Consider the following 16,660-nt stretch of genomic DNA (forward strand, 5'->3'; position numbering starts at 1 on the left):
CCTCATGATCGGAGACCACGCCATGTCGCCCGACGACCTCGCGATCCTGCGCCGCGCCTATGCCCGGCAGGTTCTGGCCGCGGCCGGGGTGAGCGACCCCGCCCTGGAGGCGGCGCTAGCCACGACGGCGCGCGAGCGCTTCCTCGGCCCCGGCCCGTGGCAGGTGCTGCGCGCCGGCGGCGTGTACCGGGTGACGCCCGACGCCGACCCGCTCTACCTCTACACGGACGATCTCGTGGCCATCGATCCGGCGCGGCGCCTCAACAACGGACAGCCCTCGTTTCTGGCCACGCTGATCCACGCCGCCGGCGTGCGGCCCGGCGACCACGTCGTCCACGTCGGCACCGGCACGGGCTACTACACGGCCGTGATGCGCCGCCTCGCCAAGCCGGGCGGGCGCGTCACCGGCATCGAGGTCGACCCGGAGCTCGCGGCGCGGACGCGGGCGAACCTCGCCGACGATCCCGGCGTGACCGTGCTGGCGGGCGACGGAAGCGAGGTCGACTTCGCGCCCGCCGACGTGGTCTTCGTCAACGCCGGCGCGGTGCGGCCGGCGGACAGGTGGCTCGACGGTCTGAGCGACGGCGGCCGCCTCGTGCTGCCCTTGACCACCGGCGGGGGAGAGGGAGGCACGCGCGGCGCGGTGTTCCTCGTCACGCGCGAGGGCGCCGGCTTCGCGGCCCGCCACGTGTCGCCGACCGGCATCTTCCCCTGCGCCAGCCTGCGCGACCCCGACGGCGAGGCGCGGCTCGCCGACGCCTTCGCGCGGCGCGGCGGCATGGACGTCACGCGCCTCCACCGGCGCCCGCCGGAGCCGGGCGACCGCGTCTGGCTCGACGGCGGCGACTGGTGCCTGACGAAGGGCTGAACCCCCGTCAGGCCGGGCCCTGGAAGCTCAGCAGGCGGTCGGTCGGGAAGTCGTAGAGCTTGCCGGTGTCGCGGAACTCGGGCGAGCAGAGCGCCACGATCGAGGGCGACAGCTCCTCCGGCGTCTTCAGCGTCTCGGGGTCCTCGCCCGGCATGGCGGCGGCGCGCATACGGGTGCGCAGCGGGCCGGGGTTCACCACCGTGACGACGACGTTGGACGTCGTGGCGGTCTCGGCCGCGTAGGTCCGCGCCATGGCGTCGAGCGCCGCCTTGGTGATGGCGTAGGGCCCCCAATAGGGCTTCATCTCGGCCCGGTGCCCGGCCGCGGAGGAGACGAAGACGGCGCGCCCGGCGTCCGAGGCGCGCAGCAGCGGGTCGAGCGAGCGGATCAGCCGGTAGTTGGCGGTGAGGTTCACCGCCACGACGTTGTCCCACTGCTTCGGGTCGACGTGGCCGATCGGCGTGATGGGGCCGAGCACGCCGGCGTTGGCCACCAGCACGTCGAGGTGGCCCCAGCGCTCGTGCAGGGCGGCGCCGAGCCGGTCGAGCGCCTCCGAATCCTTGAGGTCGCAGGGCACCAGCGTGGCGTCGCCGCCGACGCGGCGGACGTCGTCGTCGAGCTCCTCCAGCGCGCCCTGCGTGCGGGCCAGCGCCACCACGTGGGCGCCGGCGCGGGCGAGGTCGAGCGCCACCGCGCGCCCGATGCCGCGCGACGCGCCCGTGACCAGGGCCAGCCGGCCCTCCATGGTATTCGACATTGCGGAGCCTGACGATGAGGGCGACGAGGGATAGTCTGTGCTAACCGACGGGCGTGTCGGCAGGCAAGCCGCCGCGGCGCCCGCGGCGCGATCGGATCCGCGGCGATGAACGACGAATCAGCGCGGGGGCGCTTCGGGACGGCCGGAAGCGGGAGGGGGCGCCCGCGCCGGCTCCGCAGCGTCACCATCGGCCGGCGGCAGGTGTACACGACGGGCCTCAAGCCCAGCGTCTGGAACGACGTCTACCACGTCGCCATGACGGCGCGGCTGCCGGTCTTCGTCGCGGGCCTGCTCGCGACCTTCCTCGCCATCAACGCCGTCTTCGCCGCGCTCTACCGTCTGAGCCCCGGCAGCGTCGCCAACAGCGGCGGCGACTTCGAGAACCTGTTCTACTTCAGCGCCGAGACGCTGACGACGGTGGGCTACGGCGAGCTGTTCCCGCAGACGCGCTACGGCCACATCCTGGTGAGCGCGGAGGTGTTCACCGGGCTGTTCTTCACCGCCACCATGCTGGGGCTGATCTTCGCGCGCATGTCGCGCCCGCGGGCGCGGCTGCTCTTCGCGCGGAGCCTCGTGATCGGCCCGCACGACGAGGTGCGGACGCTGGGCGTGCGGGTGGCCAACGCGCGGCTCAACGTGCTGGCCTCCGCCACGGCGCGGCTGTGGATGCTGCAGGGGCAGACCACCCGCGAGGGCGTGCATTTCCGGCGCTACGTCGAACTCGGGGTGCTGCGCTCGGAGAACCCGAACTTCGCCCTGAGCTGGACCATCCTGCACCCGATCGACGCGGCGAGCCCGCTCCGGGGCCGCTCGCTGGAGGACCTGACCCGCGAGGAGGTCATGTTCATGGTGGTCATCACCGGGCACGACGAGGCCTCGGGCCAGACCGTCCAGGCCAGCGAATACTACCTCGCCGCCGACCTGCGCTGGGATCACCGCTACGCCGACATCCTGTCGACCAGCCCGGACGGGCTGACGCTGCTCGACTACGACCGCTTCCACGACGTCGAGCCCGTGGCCGCGGCGGCCGACGGGCGCGAGCCCTGAGCCCCGCTCAGCTCGCCTCGGCCAGCATGGCCCACGGCCGCTCGCCGGACTCCGCCAGCACGTCGGTCAGGCGCGTCGGGTAGTCGCCGGTGAAGCAATGGTCGGTGAACTGCGGCCGCACGGCGTCGCGCTTCGGCAGGCCCATCGAGCGATAGATCCCGTCGACAGACAGGAAGGCCAGCGAGTCCGCCCCCATGAAGGCGCGCATGCCTTCGAGGTCCATCTGGGCGGCGAGCAGCTTGTCCCGCTCGGGCGTGTCGATGCCGTAATAGTCGGGATGCGTGATGGGCGGGCAGGCGATGCGGAAGTGGATCTCCGCGGCGCCGGCGTCGCGCATCATCTGCACGATCTTCAGCGAGGTCGTGCCGCGCACCACCGAATCGTCGATGAGCACGATCCGCTTGCCCTCGATCACGCCGCGGTTGGCGCTGTGCTTCATCCGCACGCCGACCTCGCGCATGCCCTGGCTAGGCTGGATGAAGGTGCGGCCGACGTAGTGGTTGCGGATGATCCCGAGCTCGAAGGGGATGCCCGAGGCCTGCGAATAGCCGAGCGCGGCCGGCACGCCGCTGTCCGGCACCGGCACGACGACGTCGGCCTCGGCGGGGCTCTCGGCGGCCAGCTCCGCGCCCATGCGCTTGCGCACGCCGTAGACCGAGCGGCCGTTCACGACGGAGTCGGGCCGGGCGAAGTAGATGTACTCGAAGATGCAGGGGCGGGCCGGCACCGGCGGGAACGGCTTCAGGCTCTCGATGCCGTCCTCCGAGATGACCACCACCTCGCCGTTCTCGATGTCGCGCACGAAGCGCGCGCCGATGATGTCGAGCGCGCAGGTTTCGGAGGCGAGGATGTAGCGGCCGTTCAGCTCGCCCAGCACCAGCGGGCGGATGCCGAGCGGATCGCGGGCGCCGACGAGCTTCTTGTTGGTCAGCGCCACGAGCGCGTAGGCGCCCTCGATCTGCCGCAGCGCCTCGATGAAGCGGTCCACGAACAGCGTCTTGCGGGACCGCGCGACGAGGTGGAGGATCACCTCCGTGTCGGACGTCGACTGGCAGATGGCGCCGTCGCGCACGAGCTGGCGGCGCAGCGACAGGCCGTTGGTGAAGTTGCCGTTGTGCGCCACCGCGAAGCCGCCGCCGTCGAGCTCGGCGAAGAGCGGCTGCACGTTGCGCAGGATCGTCCCGCCGGTCGTGGCGTAGCGCACGTGGCCGATGGCGGCCGAGCCCGCGAGCCGCTGGATCACGCGCTCCGAGGAGAAGTGGTCGCCCACGAGGCCGTGGCGGCGCTCGGAGTTGAAGGTGCGCCCGTTGAAGGACACGATGCCGGCGGCCTCCTGGCCGCGGTGCTGCAGGGCGTGGAGGCCGAGCGCCGTGATGGCCGCCGCGTCGGGGTCGCCGAAGATGCCGAAGACGCCGCACTTCTCGCGCAGGGATTCGGTTTCGAGGTCGCTCAACGGTCCATCCTCAAGCCGGAACGCCCGGGCAGCTCCAAACGAGGCCGGGCTCGGGGGAACGCGGGCGAGTCTTCGTCCGTCCGCCCGACCCCGATATGGACCATGGGGCGGAGAGATTTAAGGCGAGTTCCCTCGCGTCACTGCTTTTTCTTGGCAGACCTGCCCTGCGCGGGGCCCTGTGCCGGGCTCGGCGCCGAGCCGTTGATCAGGCTGTCGAGGCCCTGCTTGTCGGTGGCGGCGGCCGGAGCCGAGGTCGCGGTGTTCTTCGGCGCGCCGACCGCGCTCACGGCCGGGGTCGCCGGGGACGCGTCCGTGCGGCGCCCGGAGGTCGGCGGCACAGGCGCGGGCGCCGTGTCGGAGTTGGCCGGCGCGCCGTCGACGTCGGCCGGCGCCTCCTCGCCGGTGGCGCCCTTGTCGCGCTTGAAGCGCTTGAGCAGGTTGTCGGTGTCCTCGGGCAGCAGCGACACGATCTCGTTGCCGCTGGCCTGCAGCAGGGGCTTCGCCTTGGCGTTCAGCACCCAGTCGGGCTGCGACTTCACCGGCACGAGCCAGTTGAAGAACAGGAAGGCCACCACGCCGAGCAGGAAGCCGCGCGCCGCCCCGAACACGAAGCCGAGCGTGCGGTCGAGCGCGCCGATCCGGCTGTCCAGGATCGCGTCGGACAGCTTCACGGTGATGATCGACACCAGGATCAGGGTGGCGAAGAACACGATCGCGATCGAGGCGATCATGCGGATCGCGTCCTTGGCGATGTAGTGTTCGAGGTAGGGCATCACCCGCGGGTAGAGCAGGTAGGCCGCCACGGCGGCGGCGCCCCAGGACGCGATGGCCAGCACCTCGCGGGCGAAGCCCCGCACCATGGACAGGAGCGCGGACACCACGACGATGCCGAGCAAAGCCAGATCGAGATAGGACGGCATGGCTCTGCCCTCGTGCCTGTTGGTCGCGGGATGGAAGAAGGGCGGTGAGGCCGGCCGCGCCTTATAGCGAAGCGACCCCCCGGCGTCATCCCTGCACGACCTTCAGAACGGCGCGCCCTCGACCTCGCCGTCGTATTCCGTTTCCCGCGGCGCGGGGCGCGCGGCGCGGCGGCCGTCCGCCGCGCGCTTCGGATCGCCGCGCCGCTCGTCCGGCTCGGTCCGCCGCTGCGCGGCGCGCCCGCCGGGCAGGGCGGCGATGCGCGCCACGACGTCGGCGATGTGGTCGGTGCGCTCGACCCGGAGCCCGGCCGATTCGTCGGAGGAGCCCGGCGGCGCCACGGCGGCGTCGAAGCCGAGCTTGGCGGCCTCCTTCATGCGGGCGCCCCCGTGCACCACCGGGCGGATCGACCCCGACAGGCCGATCTCGCCGAAGTAGACCGCGTCCACGGGCAGGATCTTGCCCGTGATCGACGACACCAGCGCGGCCGCGGCGGCGAGGTCGGCGGCGGGCTCCACGATCTTCATGCCGCCGGCGACGTTGAGGTAGACGTCGTACTGCCCGAGCCGCACGCCGGCGTGGGTCTCCAGCACCGCGATCACCATGGCGAGGCGGTTGTTGTCCCAGCCCACCACGGCGCGGCGCGGCGTGCCGAGGGCGGTCGGCGACACCAGCGCCTGCACCTCGACGAGCAGGGGCCGCGTGCCCTCCATGCCGGCGAACACCGAGGTGCCGGCCGCCGTGGCGTCGCGCCCCGACAGGAAGAAGGCCGATGGGTTGCCGACCTCGCTGAGGCCCTTGCCCGTCATCTCGAAGACGCCGATCTCGTCGGTCGGCCCGAAGCGGTTCTTGATGGCGCGCAGGATGCGGAAGTGGTGGCCGGCGTCGCCGTCGAAGCTCATCACGGCGTCGACCATGTGCTCGACGACGCGGGGCCCGGCGATCTGCCCGTCCTTGGTGACGTGGCCGACCAGGATCACGCAGGCGTCGTGGTTCTTGGCGTAGCGGATCAGCGCCTGCGCGGCGCCTCGCACCTGGCTCACCGTGCCGGGCGCGGCGTCCACCGTCTCGGTCCACATGGTCTGGATCGAATCGATCACCACGAGGTCGAAGCGCTCCGACCCGAGCGTGCCGGCGATGTCCTCGACGTTGGTGGCGGCGGCGAGCCGCACGGGGGCGGCCGACAGGCCGAGGCGGTCGGCGCGCATCCGCACCTGGGCGGTGGCCTCCTCGCCCGAGATGTAGGCCACGCGCCCGCCCGCCTGCGCGAGCTTGGCGCAGGCCTGGATCAGCAGCGTCGACTTGCCGATGCCGGGCTCGCCGCCGAGCAGGATGACGGAGCCCGGCACGAGCCCGCCGCCCGTCACGCGGTCGAGTTCCGCGATGCCGACCGGCGTGCGGGGCGGCTCCTGCCCGGTGGCGGCGAGGCTCTGGAAGGCGATCTGCCGGCCCTTGGGCGCCGGCTTGCGCGCCGTGCCGGCGCCGATGCCGGTGGCGGTCTGCTCCTCCTGGATCGCGTTCCAGGCCCCGCAGCTGTCGCACTTGCCCTGCCAGCGGTTGGTGACGGCGCCGCAGTTCTGGCAGACGAAGGTGCTTCGGGATTTGCTCATGCGTCAGTCTCGAAGCGCTCCGGATGTCGGCACTCAACCCGCCCCATCCTGAGCAGGGGCCGAAGGCTCCGTGTCGAAGGACGCAGGCGCCCTCCGCGCGGGTTCGGCGAGGTACCGGGTCCTTCGACACGGGCGCTCCGCGCCCGGCTCAGGATGAGGGAGGTCGGGGGCAGGCCGCCAACTACGTTCCCGTTCCGTTTCCGATATAGTGCCGCCGGTGGCGCCGCCCAAGGTTGACCAGGATCTCGTAGCCGATGGTCCCGCAGCGCGCCGCCAGCGCGTCGACGTCGGCGTGCGGCCCGAGCCATTCCACCGTGTCGCCCGCCTTCAGCGCGCCCGCGGGCAGGTGGGTGACGTCGGCGATCGACAGGTCCATGGAGATGCGGCCGACGAGCCGGCAGGGCACGCCGCCGGCGAAGACCTCGGCGCCCCGCCCGTCGATGCCGCTGCCGCCGATCGGCACGCCGTCGGCGTAGCCGAGCGCGATCGTGGCGAGGCGCGAGGGCCGCTCGGCGGTCCAGCGCGCGTTGTAGCCCGCCGAGGCCCCGGCCGGCACCTGACGCACCTGCAGCACGCGGGCGTCGAGCCTCGCCACGGGACGCATCGGGTTCGGCCGGCCGGGCTGGGGGTTGCCGCCGTAGAGCGCGTAGCCGGGCCGCACGAGGTCGTAGGCCGGCCGCCCCGGCAGGAAGACGCCGGACGAGTTGGCGAGCGAGGCCGGCAGCGCCTTCAGGGCCCGCTCGCGCGCGTGGTCGAAGGCGGCGATCTGGCGGGCGTTCACCGGGTCGGCGGGGTCCTCGGCCGACACGAGGTGGCTCATCACGAGGCTGATCCCGGCCCCCTGGAGTTCGGCCTGCGACAGGAAGCGCGCGTCCTCGACCGGGAAGCCGAGCCGGTTCATGCCGGTGTCGACGTGCAGCGCGGCGTCGGGCAGGCGCTCGCCCGCCGCGGCCGCGCGCGCCTCGGTCCAGGCGCGCAGCTCCTCGGCCGAGCCGATCACCGCGTCGAGCCCGTGGGCGCGGTAGAGGTCGAAATCCGCCGCCTCGGGGTGGAAGCCGTTCAGCACGAAGATGCGGGCGCCGAGCCCCGCGGCGTCGAGCGCCGCGCGGGCGCGCCGGCCTTCGGAGGCGTGGGCGACGAAGAAGGTGAGGCAGCCGGCCCGCGCCAGCGCCGGCACGGCGGCCTCGATCCCGATCCCGTAGGCGTCCGCCTTCACGGCCGCGCCGCACTCGGCCGGCGCCGCGCGGGCCGCGAGCGTGCGCCAGTTGGCGCCGAGCGCGTCGAGGTCGATCGTCAGGACCGCCTGCGCGTCCCGATCGTCGTCGCGGCGGTCGGAGGAGGCCGAGCCGCTCACATCTGCTCCGGCAGGTGGTCGGCCCGGATGAGGTCGGAGAAGCGCGTCACCTCGGCGTCGAACTGCAGCTCCACCGTGCCGGTCGGCCCGTGGCGCTGCTTGCCGATGATGCACTCCGCCTTGCCGTGCGCGCGCTCCATCTCGGCGAGCCAGGCCGTGAACTCCTCCGTGCCCTCGCGCGGCTGCTTGCCCTTGAGGTAGTATTCCTCGCGGTAGACGAACATCACCACGTCGGCGTCCTGCTCGATCGAGCCCGATTCGCGGAGGTCGGAGAGCTGGGGCCGCTTGTCCTCGCGGTTCTCGACCTGTCGGCTGAGCTGCGACAGGGCGATCACCGGCACGGCCAGCTCCTTGGCCAGCGCTTTCAGGCCCGTGGTGATCTCGGTCAGCTCCTGCACGCGGTTGGCCTGCCCGCCGGACTTCGAGCCCGACAGGAGCTGGAGGTAGTCGATCACCAGCAGGTCGAGCCCGCGCTGGCGCTTCAGCCGCCGCGCCCGCGCCGTGAGCTGCGCGATGGAGATGCCGCCCGTCTGGTCGATGTAGAAGGGGCAGTGCTGCATCTGCCGCGCCGCCTCCGTCACCTGGTGGAAGTCCTCGTCGGTCACGTCGCCGCGGCGGATTTTGTAGGAGGCGACGCCGGACTGCTCGGCGATGATGCGGGTGGCGAGCTGCTCGGCCGACATTTCGAGGGAGAAGAAGCCCACGATGCCGCCGTTCACCGTCTCGATCGTGCCGTCCGGGCGCGTCTCGGAGCGGTAGGCCTTGGCGATGTTGAAGGCGATGTTGGTGGCCAGCGACGTCTTGCCCATGGCGGGGCGGCCGGCCAGCACGATGAGGTCGGACTTCTGCAGGCCGCCGAGCGACTTGTCGAGGTCGACCATGCCGGTCGAGATGCCGCTGAGCTTGCCGTCGCGCTCGTAGGCCTTTGCCGCGACGTCGATGGCGGTCGTCAGCGCCATGGAGAAGGTCTGGAACCCGCCCTCGGCGCGGCCCGACTCGGCCACGGCGTAGAGCTGGCGCTCGGCCGCCTCGATCTGCTCGCGCGGGGAATGGTCCACCGGCGCGTCGAAGGCGACGTTGACGATCTCCTCGCCGATGGAGATCAGGTTCCGCCGCACCGACAGGTCGTAGATCATGCGGCCGTAGTCGGCGGCGTTGATGATCGTGGTCGCCTCGGCGGCGAGGCGCGCGAGGTAGTGCGGCACCGTGATGCCGCCGAGGTCGTGGTCGCCGAGGAAGGTCTTCAGCGTGATCGGGGTGGCGATCTTGCCGGCCTTCACCAGCGACGACGTCACCTCGAAGATGCGGCGGTGGATCTCCTCCGCGAAGTGTTCCGGCCGCAGGAAGTCCGACACGCGGTCGTAGGCGTCGTTGTTGACCAGGATGGCGCCGAGCAGCGCCTGCTCGGCCTCGACGTTGTGGGGCGGCACGCGGAACTCGGCCGGCTCCGGCGCCGGCACGGCGGCCCACCGCGCGATCGTCTCGACATTGCTCATGGGCCGCCCCTTTCCCGGATGGGGCCGCGCGCCGCGCGCGCGCCCCGACCCGCCCTCGTTACAGTTAAGGCCGTGGAGCGGTGGTTAACAGCGCCCCGTCCCGGCCGTCGAAGGAGCCCTTAACCCTTTCGGCGCTCCGCCGCGCGCCTTGTCACGCGCCTGTCGCAAGCCCACTTGCCCCACGGGCATGCGGCGCCTATAAGCCGCCCCACCCCACACGCGGACTGTAGCGGACCTGTTCCAAGGCCCGCACCGGTGACCGACGAGGCCAGCGCGATCCATCGGATCGCCGAAGCCGCGCCGGTCGATCGTCCGCGGAGGTCCAACCGGAGAAGAGACTACCATGGCACTGCCCGACTATTCCATGCGCTCGCTGCTCGAAGCCGGCGCGCATTTCGGCCACCAGTCGCACCGCTGGAACCCGAAGATGGCCCCCTACATCTTCGGCGCCCGCAACAACATCCACATCATCGACCTCGCCCAGACGGTGCCGCTGCTGCACCGCGCCCTGCAGGCCGTGTCCGACACGGTGGCGGGTGGCGGCCGCGTGCTGTTCGTCGGCACCAAGCGCCAGGCGGCGGACCCGATCGCCGACGCCGCGACCCGCTCGGCCCAGTACTTCATCAACTCCCGCTGGCTCGGCGGCATGCTGACCAACTGGAAGACCATCTCGGCCTCGATCCAGCGCCTGCGCAAGGTCGACGAGACGCTCGACGGCGGGGCCGTGGGCCTCACCAAGAAGGAGCGGCTGATGATGAGCCGCGAGCGCGAGAAGCTCGAGAAGGCGCTCGGCGGCATCAAGGACATGGGCGGCGTTCCCGACCTCATCTTCGTGATCGACACCAACAAGGAGCAGTTGGCCATCAAGGAGGCGAAGCGCCTCGGCATCCCGGTGGCGGCCATCGTCGACACGAACTGCGATCCGGACGGCATCACCTATCCGATCCCGGGCAACGACGACGCGTCCCGCGCCATCCTGCTCTACTGCGACCTCGTGGCCCGCGCCGCCATCGACGGCATCTCGCGCTCGCAGGGCTCGCTGGGCATCGACCTCGGCGAGATCGAGCAGCCGGTGGCCGAGGAGGCGCTCGACGCCGCCCCGACCGCTCCGGTCGAGGCCGAGGTGCCGAGCGAGCCCTTCGAGCTCCTGTCCGCCCCGCGCGGCGCGCCGGACGACATGTCCAAGCTCAACGGCGGCTCGCCCCAGCTCGCCCAGAAGCTCAACGACGCCGGCATCTTCCACTTCTGGCAGCTCGCCGCCATGACGCCCGAGGACGCCGCCACGATCGACCGCGACCTCAAGCTCAACGGCCGCCTCGACCGCGAAGGCTGGATCATCCAGGCCCGCGAGCTCGTCGCCGGCGCCTGAGCGGGCCTTCCGACACACACTCCTCCTCCGGCCGCGCCCTCCGAGGCGCCGCCGGCGGCGACTGGCACCAGCGAACGACCGTTTCCTGCCACGGGCCGCCGTAACCGGCGCGCCCTGTCATGAAGCGGTCGTTTCCGTGGGGGCCCTGTCTCGCCGAACCCCTCGAACTCCATAAGGTGAACCCATGGCCACTATTTCGGCCGCGATGGTGAAGGATCTTCGCGAGAAGACCGGCGCCGGCATGATGGACTGCAAGAACGCCCTCAACGAGACGCAGGGCGACGTCGAGGCCGCCGTGGACTGGCTGCGCAAGAAGGGCATCACCAAGGCGGCCAAGAAGGCCGGCCGCGTGGCCGCCGAAGGCCTCGTCGCCGTGCTGGTCGAGGGCGCGAAGGGCGTCGTCGTCGAGGTCAACTCCGAGACCGACTTCGTGGCCCGCAACGCCGACTTCCAGGCGCTGGCGCGCGACGTCGCCGCCGTCGCCCTCAAGAACGGCGGCGACGTCGAGGCGATCCTGGCCGCCCCGGCCCCCAAGGGCGGCACCGTGCAGGACGCCATCTCCAACGCCGTCGCGACCATCGGCGAGAACATGACGCTGCGCCGCGTCGCGCACCTCGCCGTCGGCCAGGGCGTGATCGGCCAGTACGTGCACGGCTCGGCCGGCGACGGCCTCGGCAAGATCGGCGTGATCGTGGCGCTGGAGTCGGCCGGCAAGGCTGACGAGCTGCAGACGCTCGGCCGCCAGATCGCCATGCACGTCGCGGCCACGAGCCCGCTCGGCCTCGACGGCGCCTCGATCGACCCCGCGGTGGTCGAGCGCGAGAAGGCCGTGCTGGCCGAGAAGAACGCCGGCAAGCCCGCCCACATCCTCGAGAAGATCGTCGACAGCGGCCTGAAGTCCTACTTCAAGGAGGTCAGCCTGCTCGACCAGAGCTACATCCACGACGGCTCGAAGACCGTCGCCCAGGCCGTGAAGGAGGCCGAGAAGGCCGTCGGCGCCCCCGTGACGCTGAAGGGCTTCGCCCGCTTCGCGCTCGGCGAGGGCATCGACAAGCCCGACGAGCCGGACTTCGCCGCCGAAGTGGCGTCGATGTCGGGCAACGGCTGAACGGTCTCGTAACCGGCTCCGTGCCAACGATCTGACGGACGGGAAGGGCGGCCTCGGTGCCGCCCTTTCCATGTGCGGGGGGCCTCCGGCGCCACCGCAAAATCGACACGAAACCGGCGCGGTGGTCGGGTCCGCCCAGGGGGCGGCCCGGTCGAGGGTTTGGGCGGCAGCGGCGCCGCCGGCCCGGGCGTGCGGTCGATCCAGCTCGGAAGGATGAGGCGATGAACGCGGGCCACGGTGCGGGGATGTTCAGGCGCGTCGTCGTCAAGCTGTCGGGCGAGGCGCTGACGGGCGGAGACACCCACGGGCTCAACGCGCAGACGGTGCAGCGCATCGCGGCCGACCTCGTCGCGGCCTCCGACAGCGGCACCGAGATCGCCGTCGTGGTGGGGGGCGGCAACTTCTTCCGCGGCATCCAGGGCGCCACCAAGGGCATCGAGCGCGCGCGCGCCGACTCCATCGGCATGCTGGCCACCGTGATGAACGCGCTCGCCATCGAGGCCGCCGTGGAAGCCGAGGGCTACCCGGCCCGCGCCCTGTCGGCCGTGCCCATGCCCTCCGTGTGCCAGCCCTATTCGCGCCAGGCGGCGCTGCACCACCTCGCCAAGGGGCGCATCTGCGTGCTGGCCGGCGGCACCGGCAACCCGTTCTTCACCACCGACACCGGCGCCGTGCTGCGCGCCGCGGAGCTGTCCTGCGACGCCGTGATGAAGGCGACCCAGGTCGACGGCGTCTACTCGGCCGACCCGAAGCGCGACCCTTCGGCGACGCGCTTCGCCGAGCTGACCCACGACGAGGCCATCGCCCGGAACCTCGCCGTGATGGACACGGCCGCCTTCGCGCTGGCGCGCGAGAACCGCATCCCCATCATCGTCTTCTCCATCGCGGCCGAGGGCGCGATCCGCTCCGCGCTCGAAGGCAGCGGCACCTTCACGCTCGTCACGCCCTGACGCTCCCCGCGGCGCCGGAGCGTCGCACTGCCGCGGCCGCAATCTCCGCGGTCGCGTCGCGATTGAACGTGCGCGGGAATCGCCGCGCGTGTTAAGGGGTGTCGCTTCGCCGCCTCGCGGCTCGGCCCGACGGGTGAGGGGCGGACCTCCAGAACGGACTTGTCATCGTGAGCGCAGATTTCGACGTCGCCGACCTGAAACGCCGCATGCAGAGCGCGATCCAGTCGCTCAAGCACGAGCTCGCCGGCCTGCGCACCGGGCGCGCCAGCGCGGCCCTGGTCGAGCCCGTGATGGTCCACGCCTACGGCCAGACCATGCCGCTGAACCAGGTGGCCAGCATCACGGTGCCGGAGCCGCGCGCCCTCGCCGTGCAGGTGTGGGACAAGGGCATGGTCAGCGCGGTCGAGAAGGCCATCCGCGACGCCAACCTCGGCCTCAGCCCCACCGTCGAGGGCCAGCTCCTGCGCATCCGCATCCCGGAGCTCAACGAGCAGCGCCGCAAGGAGATGGTGAAATACGCCCACAAATACGGCGAGGAGGGCAAGGTCGCGGTGCGCCACGTCCGCCGCGACGGCATCGACCGCCTGAAGAAGCTGCTCAAGGACAAGGCCATCTCGGAGGACGACGAGAAGCGCCTGTCCGCCGAGGTCCAGAAGGTGACCGACGCCCACGTCAACGAGGTGGATGCCACCGTCGAGGCCAAGGAAAAAGAGATCATGCAGGTCTAGGCCTGCCATTTTGACCGTGATGGACGCCGGCCGGATGCTGCGGACAGCCGAGATGCAGACCACAGAGGGGGAGGACGGCCGCGGCGGGGCCGGCGCCGGCGGGGCCGCGGAGACGCGCCGCGGGCCGGCCGGGGATCCGGCCCAGGTCCCGGCCCACGTCGGCATCATCATGGACGGCAACGGCCGCTGGGCCGCGGCCCGCGGCATGCCGCGCCTCGAAGGGCACCGGCGCGGCGTCGAGGCGCTGCGCGCCGCCGTGAAGTCCGCCTCCGACCTCGGCGTGCGCTTCCTCACGGTCTACAGCTTCTCGTCCGAGAACTGGACGCGGCCGATCGAGGAGGTGTCCGACCTGATGGGGCTGCTCAAGCGTTTCATCCGCAAGGACCTCGCCGACCTCCACCGCAACGGCGTGCGCGTCCGCATCATCGGCGAGCGCGCGCGCCTGCAGCCTGACATCCGCGCCCTGCTCGACGAGGCCGAGTGCCTGACGGCGTCGAACGGCGGCCTCGTGCTCGTGGTGGCCTTCAACTACGGCAGCCGGCAGGAGATCGCGGGCGCCATGCGCCGCATCGCCGAGGGCGTGGCCGCGGGCGCCATCGACCCCGCCACCATCGGGCCCGACACCGTGTCGGCCCACCTCGACACCGCCGGCATCCCCGACCCCGACCTCATCATCCGCACCTCCGGCGAGCAGCGCCTGTCCAACTTCCTCATGTGGCAGGCCGCCTACGCGGAATTCGTGTTCCTACCGTGCCACTGGCCCGACTTCGACCGCCGCGCCATGGAGACCGCGCTCGAAGCCTATACGGCGCGCGACCGGCGCTTCGGCGGCATCCGCCCGGCCGAACGCAAGATCAAGACCGCGCTGTGACCGAGGCGGGCCCCGGTCACGGCCGCGCGGTGCCGGCGCGGGCCGGCGGGCGGGCGGAACTCGTCCCCCGCATCGCCTCGGCGCTCGTCATGGCTGCGGCGGCGCTCGGCCTCGCCTGGGCCGGCGGCCCGGCCTTCGACGCCTTCTGGTTCCTCGCCGCGCTCGCGGTGCTGTGGGAATGGCACGGCCTCGTCGGCACGCCCCGCCGCGCGCCGCTGACGCTGCTCGGGGGCGCCGCGATGCTGGTCGCCACCGCGCTGGCGGCCCGCGGCGATCCCGGCCGCGCCCTCGCGGCCCTGCTGCTCGGTGCCGCCGTCACGCTGCTGCTGAGCCGCCGCCGGCTGGCCGCGGCCGGCCCGCTCTACGCCGGGGTGCTGGCCCTGGCGGTGCCGCTGCTGCGCCATTCCGCGGTCGACGGCGCCGCGATCGTGTTCTGGCTCTTCGCCGTGGTGTGGGGCACCGACACGCTGGCGTTCTTCGGCGGCCGCTCCATCGGCGGCCCCAAGCTCGCGCCGCGGCTGTCGCCGTCCAAGACCTGGTCGGGCTTCGCGGTGGGGGTCGGGTCCGGCGCGCTCCTCGGCCTCCTCGTCGCGCCGCGGCCCACCGCCGTGCTGCCCGTGCTCCTCGCCGGCCTCGTCGGCGGCGCCCTGGCCCAGGCGGGCGACCTCTTCGAATCGTCCCTCAAACGGCGCTGCGGCGCCAAGGACGCGGGATCGCTGATCCCGGGGCACGGCGGCGTGATGGACCGCCTCGACGGGTTCATCGCAGCCTCCGTCCTGGCGGCCGCCGTCGGCCTCTGGCGTTTCGGGCCCGACGGGGTCGGGGCGGGACTGCTCCAATGGTGAGGACTTCCATGACAACGGACCGCGACGCATCCCCCACCTCGCCATCCGGCCCGGTGCCGGCCGGCGCCGTCCCGAAGACGCTGGTGATCCTCGGCGCGACCGGCTCCATCGGCCGCTCCACGGCCCGCATCCTCGAGCTGCACCCCGAGGCCTTCCGGGTCGCGGCGGTGGCGGGCGGGCGCGACGCCGAGGCGCTGGCCAGGACCGCGGTGGCGGTCGGCGCCCGCTTCGCCGCCCTGGCCGACCCGGCCGGCCACGCGGCGCTGAAGAGCGCCCTCGCGGGCACCGGCATCGAATGCGCGGCCGGCCCCGAGGCTGTCGAGGAGGCCGCTCGCCGCCCCTGCGACCTCGTGATCGGCGCCATCGCCGGCACGGTCGGCATCCGGCCGACCCTGGCCGCGATCGAAGCGGGCCGCACCATCGCGCTCGCCAACAAGGAGACGCTGGTCTGCGCCGGCGCGGCCGTGATGGCGGCCGTGGCGCGCCACGGCGCCAAGCTCCTGCCGCTCGACAGCGAGCACAACGCCATCTTCCAGGCCCTCGGCGACGCCGACTGGTCCACGATCGAGCGCATGACGCTCACCGCCTCGGGCGGGCCCTTCCGCACCTGGACCGCGGAGCAGATCGCCTCGGCGACGCTGGACCAGGCGCTGGCCCATCCGAACTGGGCCATGGGACCCAAGGTGACGATCGATTCGGCCGGCCTCATCAACAAGGGCCTCGAGCTGATCGAGGCGCACCACCTGTTCGGCGTGCCGGCGTCCAAGCTCGACGTGGTGGTGCATCCGCAGTCGGTGGTGCACGGGCTCGTGTCCTTCGACGACGGCTCCGTGACGGCCGGCATGGCGCTGCCCGACATGCGCGTGCCGATCGCCCACTGCCTGACCTATCCGCACCGCATCGAGAGCGGCGCGAAGAAGCTCGACCTCGCGGCCGTGGGCACGCTGACCTTCGAGAAGCCCGACCTCGTCCGCTTCCCCGGACTGCGCGTCGCCATGGCGGCGCTGGAGGCCGGCGGCGGCCTGCCCACGGTGTTCAACGCCGCCAACGAGGTGGCGGTCGAGGCCTTCGTGGCGCGCCGCATCGGCTTCGCCGACATCGCCCGCACGGTCGAGCGGGTCTGCGAGGCCGCGATGGGCGACGGGCTCGCCGCGACCCCGTCCTCCGCCGACGAGGCGCTGGGCGTTGACCATGTCGCGAGAGAAAGGGCCGCGGCGCTCTTACATTGAGCATGTCGAGGTGAGACAGTAACTCCCTGGTAACCATCCCGGCCGGCCGCCTCCCCT

At 72.3% G+C, this 16,660-nt stretch carries 14 protein-coding genes and 1 pseudogene; 9 read left to right on the forward strand and 6 right to left on the reverse strand.

Annotated elements, in window-relative coordinates:
• The first annotated feature begins 22 nt into the window (after nucleotides 1–22).
• Nucleotides 23–868: a protein-L-isoaspartate O-methyltransferase family protein gene (locus L7N97_RS20090; protein WP_237480050.1), complete on the forward strand. Its 846-nt coding sequence runs from the start codon at nucleotides 23–25 to the stop codon at nucleotides 866–868.
• 7 nt (nucleotides 869–875) lie between these two features.
• Here the strand turns inward: L7N97_RS20090 and L7N97_RS20095 are convergent, their stop codons facing one another.
• Complete coding sequence (locus L7N97_RS20095; RefSeq protein ID WP_237480051.1) at nucleotides 876–1,625, reverse strand: SDR family NAD(P)-dependent oxidoreductase; 750 nt, start codon at nucleotides 1,623–1,625, stop codon at nucleotides 876–878.
• Between the two features lie 105 nt (nucleotides 1,626–1,730).
• On the opposite strand from L7N97_RS20095, the gene L7N97_RS20100 reads away from it, so the two are divergent.
• On the forward strand, nucleotides 1,731–2,672 hold the full coding sequence (locus tag L7N97_RS20100; protein ID WP_237480052.1) for an ion channel: 942 nt from the start codon (nucleotides 1,731–1,733) through the stop codon (nucleotides 2,670–2,672).
• Between the two features lie 7 nt (nucleotides 2,673–2,679).
• Here the strand turns inward: L7N97_RS20100 and purF are convergent, their stop codons facing one another.
• The 5 genes and pseudogenes from purF to L7N97_RS20125 all read right to left on the reverse strand — a co-directional run bounded on the left by purF (nucleotide 2,680) and on the right by L7N97_RS20125 (nucleotide 9,503).
• Nucleotides 2,680–4,125, reverse strand: coding sequence for an amidophosphoribosyltransferase (gene purF / locus L7N97_RS20105; protein ID WP_237480053.1), 1,446 nt, complete (start codon nucleotides 4,123–4,125; stop codon nucleotides 2,680–2,682).
• A 320-nt stretch (nucleotides 4,126–4,445) separates the two neighbouring features.
• Nucleotides 4,446–5,045, reverse strand: a pseudogene (locus tag L7N97_RS20110) (CvpA family protein); the annotation flags it as partial.
• Nucleotides 5,046–5,147: 102 nt separating this feature from the next.
• On the reverse strand, nucleotides 5,148–6,653 hold the full coding sequence (radA, locus tag L7N97_RS20115; RefSeq protein ID WP_237480054.1) for a DNA repair protein RadA: 1,506 nt from the start codon (nucleotides 6,651–6,653) through the stop codon (nucleotides 5,148–5,150).
• A gap of 181 nt (nucleotides 6,654–6,834) precedes the next feature.
• Nucleotides 6,835–8,007, reverse strand: coding sequence for an alanine racemase (gene alr / locus L7N97_RS20120; RefSeq protein ID WP_237480055.1), 1,173 nt, complete (start codon nucleotides 8,005–8,007; stop codon nucleotides 6,835–6,837).
• Nucleotides 8,004–9,503: a replicative DNA helicase gene (locus tag L7N97_RS20125; protein WP_237480056.1), complete on the reverse strand. Its 1,500-nt coding sequence runs from the start codon at nucleotides 9,501–9,503 to the stop codon at nucleotides 8,004–8,006. Before L7N97_RS20125 ends, alr begins: the two co-directional genes overlap by 4 nt.
• A 343-nt stretch (nucleotides 9,504–9,846) precedes the next feature.
• On the opposite strand from L7N97_RS20125, the gene L7N97_RS20130 reads away from it, so the two are divergent.
• The 7 genes from L7N97_RS20130 (at nucleotide 9,847) to dxr (ending at nucleotide 16,603) form a co-directional block, all read left to right on the forward strand.
• On the forward strand, nucleotides 9,847–10,872 hold the full coding sequence (locus L7N97_RS20130) for a 30S ribosomal protein S2 (RefSeq protein WP_237480057.1): 1,026 nt from the start codon (nucleotides 9,847–9,849) through the stop codon (nucleotides 10,870–10,872).
• 184 nt (nucleotides 10,873–11,056) lie between these two features.
• Entirely contained in the window at nucleotides 11,057–11,980 is a 924-nt protein-coding gene (gene tsf / locus L7N97_RS20135; RefSeq protein ID WP_237480058.1) for a translation elongation factor Ts, read from the forward strand.
• Nucleotides 11,981–12,201: 221 nt separating this feature from the next.
• On the forward strand, nucleotides 12,202–12,930 hold the full coding sequence (pyrH, locus tag L7N97_RS20140; protein WP_237480059.1) for a UMP kinase: 729 nt from the start codon (nucleotides 12,202–12,204) through the stop codon (nucleotides 12,928–12,930).
• A 167-nt stretch (nucleotides 12,931–13,097) separates the two neighbouring features.
• Nucleotides 13,098–13,658 carry a ribosome recycling factor gene (gene frr, locus L7N97_RS20145; protein ID WP_237480060.1) on the forward strand — a complete coding sequence of 187 codons (561 nt, stop codon included), beginning with the start codon at nucleotides 13,098–13,100 and terminating at the stop codon, nucleotides 13,656–13,658.
• Between the two features lie 52 nt (nucleotides 13,659–13,710).
• Complete coding sequence (locus tag L7N97_RS20150; protein ID WP_237480061.1) at nucleotides 13,711–14,529, forward strand: isoprenyl transferase; 819 nt, start codon at nucleotides 13,711–13,713, stop codon at nucleotides 14,527–14,529.
• Nucleotides 14,526–15,374: a phosphatidate cytidylyltransferase gene (locus L7N97_RS20155; RefSeq protein WP_237480062.1), complete on the forward strand. Its 849-nt coding sequence runs from the start codon at nucleotides 14,526–14,528 to the stop codon at nucleotides 15,372–15,374. The genes L7N97_RS20150 and L7N97_RS20155 overlap by 4 nt, the downstream gene beginning before the upstream one ends.
• Nucleotides 15,375–15,382: 8 nt before the next feature.
• Nucleotides 15,383–16,603, forward strand: a complete 1,221-nt coding sequence (gene dxr, locus L7N97_RS20160) for a 1-deoxy-D-xylulose-5-phosphate reductoisomerase (protein ID WP_237480063.1) — start codon at nucleotides 15,383–15,385, stop codon at nucleotides 16,601–16,603.
• Nucleotides 16,604–16,660: the final 57 nt, after the last annotated feature.

This window comes from Lichenibacterium dinghuense, from assembly GCF_021730615.1.
Lineage (GTDB): Bacteria > Pseudomonadota > Alphaproteobacteria > Rhizobiales > Beijerinckiaceae > Lichenihabitans > Lichenihabitans dinghuensis.

Coding starts and splice junctions, on each gene's coding strand:
- L7N97_RS20090 (WP_237480050.1), top strand. CDS start 23: ATGTCGCCCGACGACCTCGCGATCCTGCGCCGCGCCTATGCCCGGCAG.
- L7N97_RS20095 (WP_237480051.1), bottom strand. CDS start 1,625: ATGTCGAATACCATGGAGGGCCGGCTGGCCCTGGTCACGGGCGCGTCG.
- L7N97_RS20100 (WP_237480052.1), top strand. CDS start 1,731: ATGAACGACGAATCAGCGCGGGGGCGCTTCGGGACGGCCGGAAGCGGG.
- radA (WP_237480054.1), bottom strand. CDS start 6,653: ATGAGCAAATCCCGAAGCACCTTCGTCTGCCAGAACTGCGGCGCCGTC.
- L7N97_RS20125 (WP_237480056.1), bottom strand. CDS start 9,503: ATGAGCAATGTCGAGACGATCGCGCGGTGGGCCGCCGTGCCGGCGCCG.
- L7N97_RS20130 (WP_237480057.1), top strand. CDS start 9,847: ATGGCACTGCCCGACTATTCCATGCGCTCGCTGCTCGAAGCCGGCGCG.
- tsf (WP_237480058.1), top strand. CDS start 11,057: ATGGCCACTATTTCGGCCGCGATGGTGAAGGATCTTCGCGAGAAGACC.
- pyrH (WP_237480059.1), top strand. CDS start 12,202: ATGAACGCGGGCCACGGTGCGGGGATGTTCAGGCGCGTCGTCGTCAAG.
- L7N97_RS20150 (WP_237480061.1), top strand. CDS start 13,711: ATGCAGACCACAGAGGGGGAGGACGGCCGCGGCGGGGCCGGCGCCGGC.
- dxr (WP_237480063.1), top strand. CDS start 15,383: ATGACAACGGACCGCGACGCATCCCCCACCTCGCCATCCGGCCCGGTG.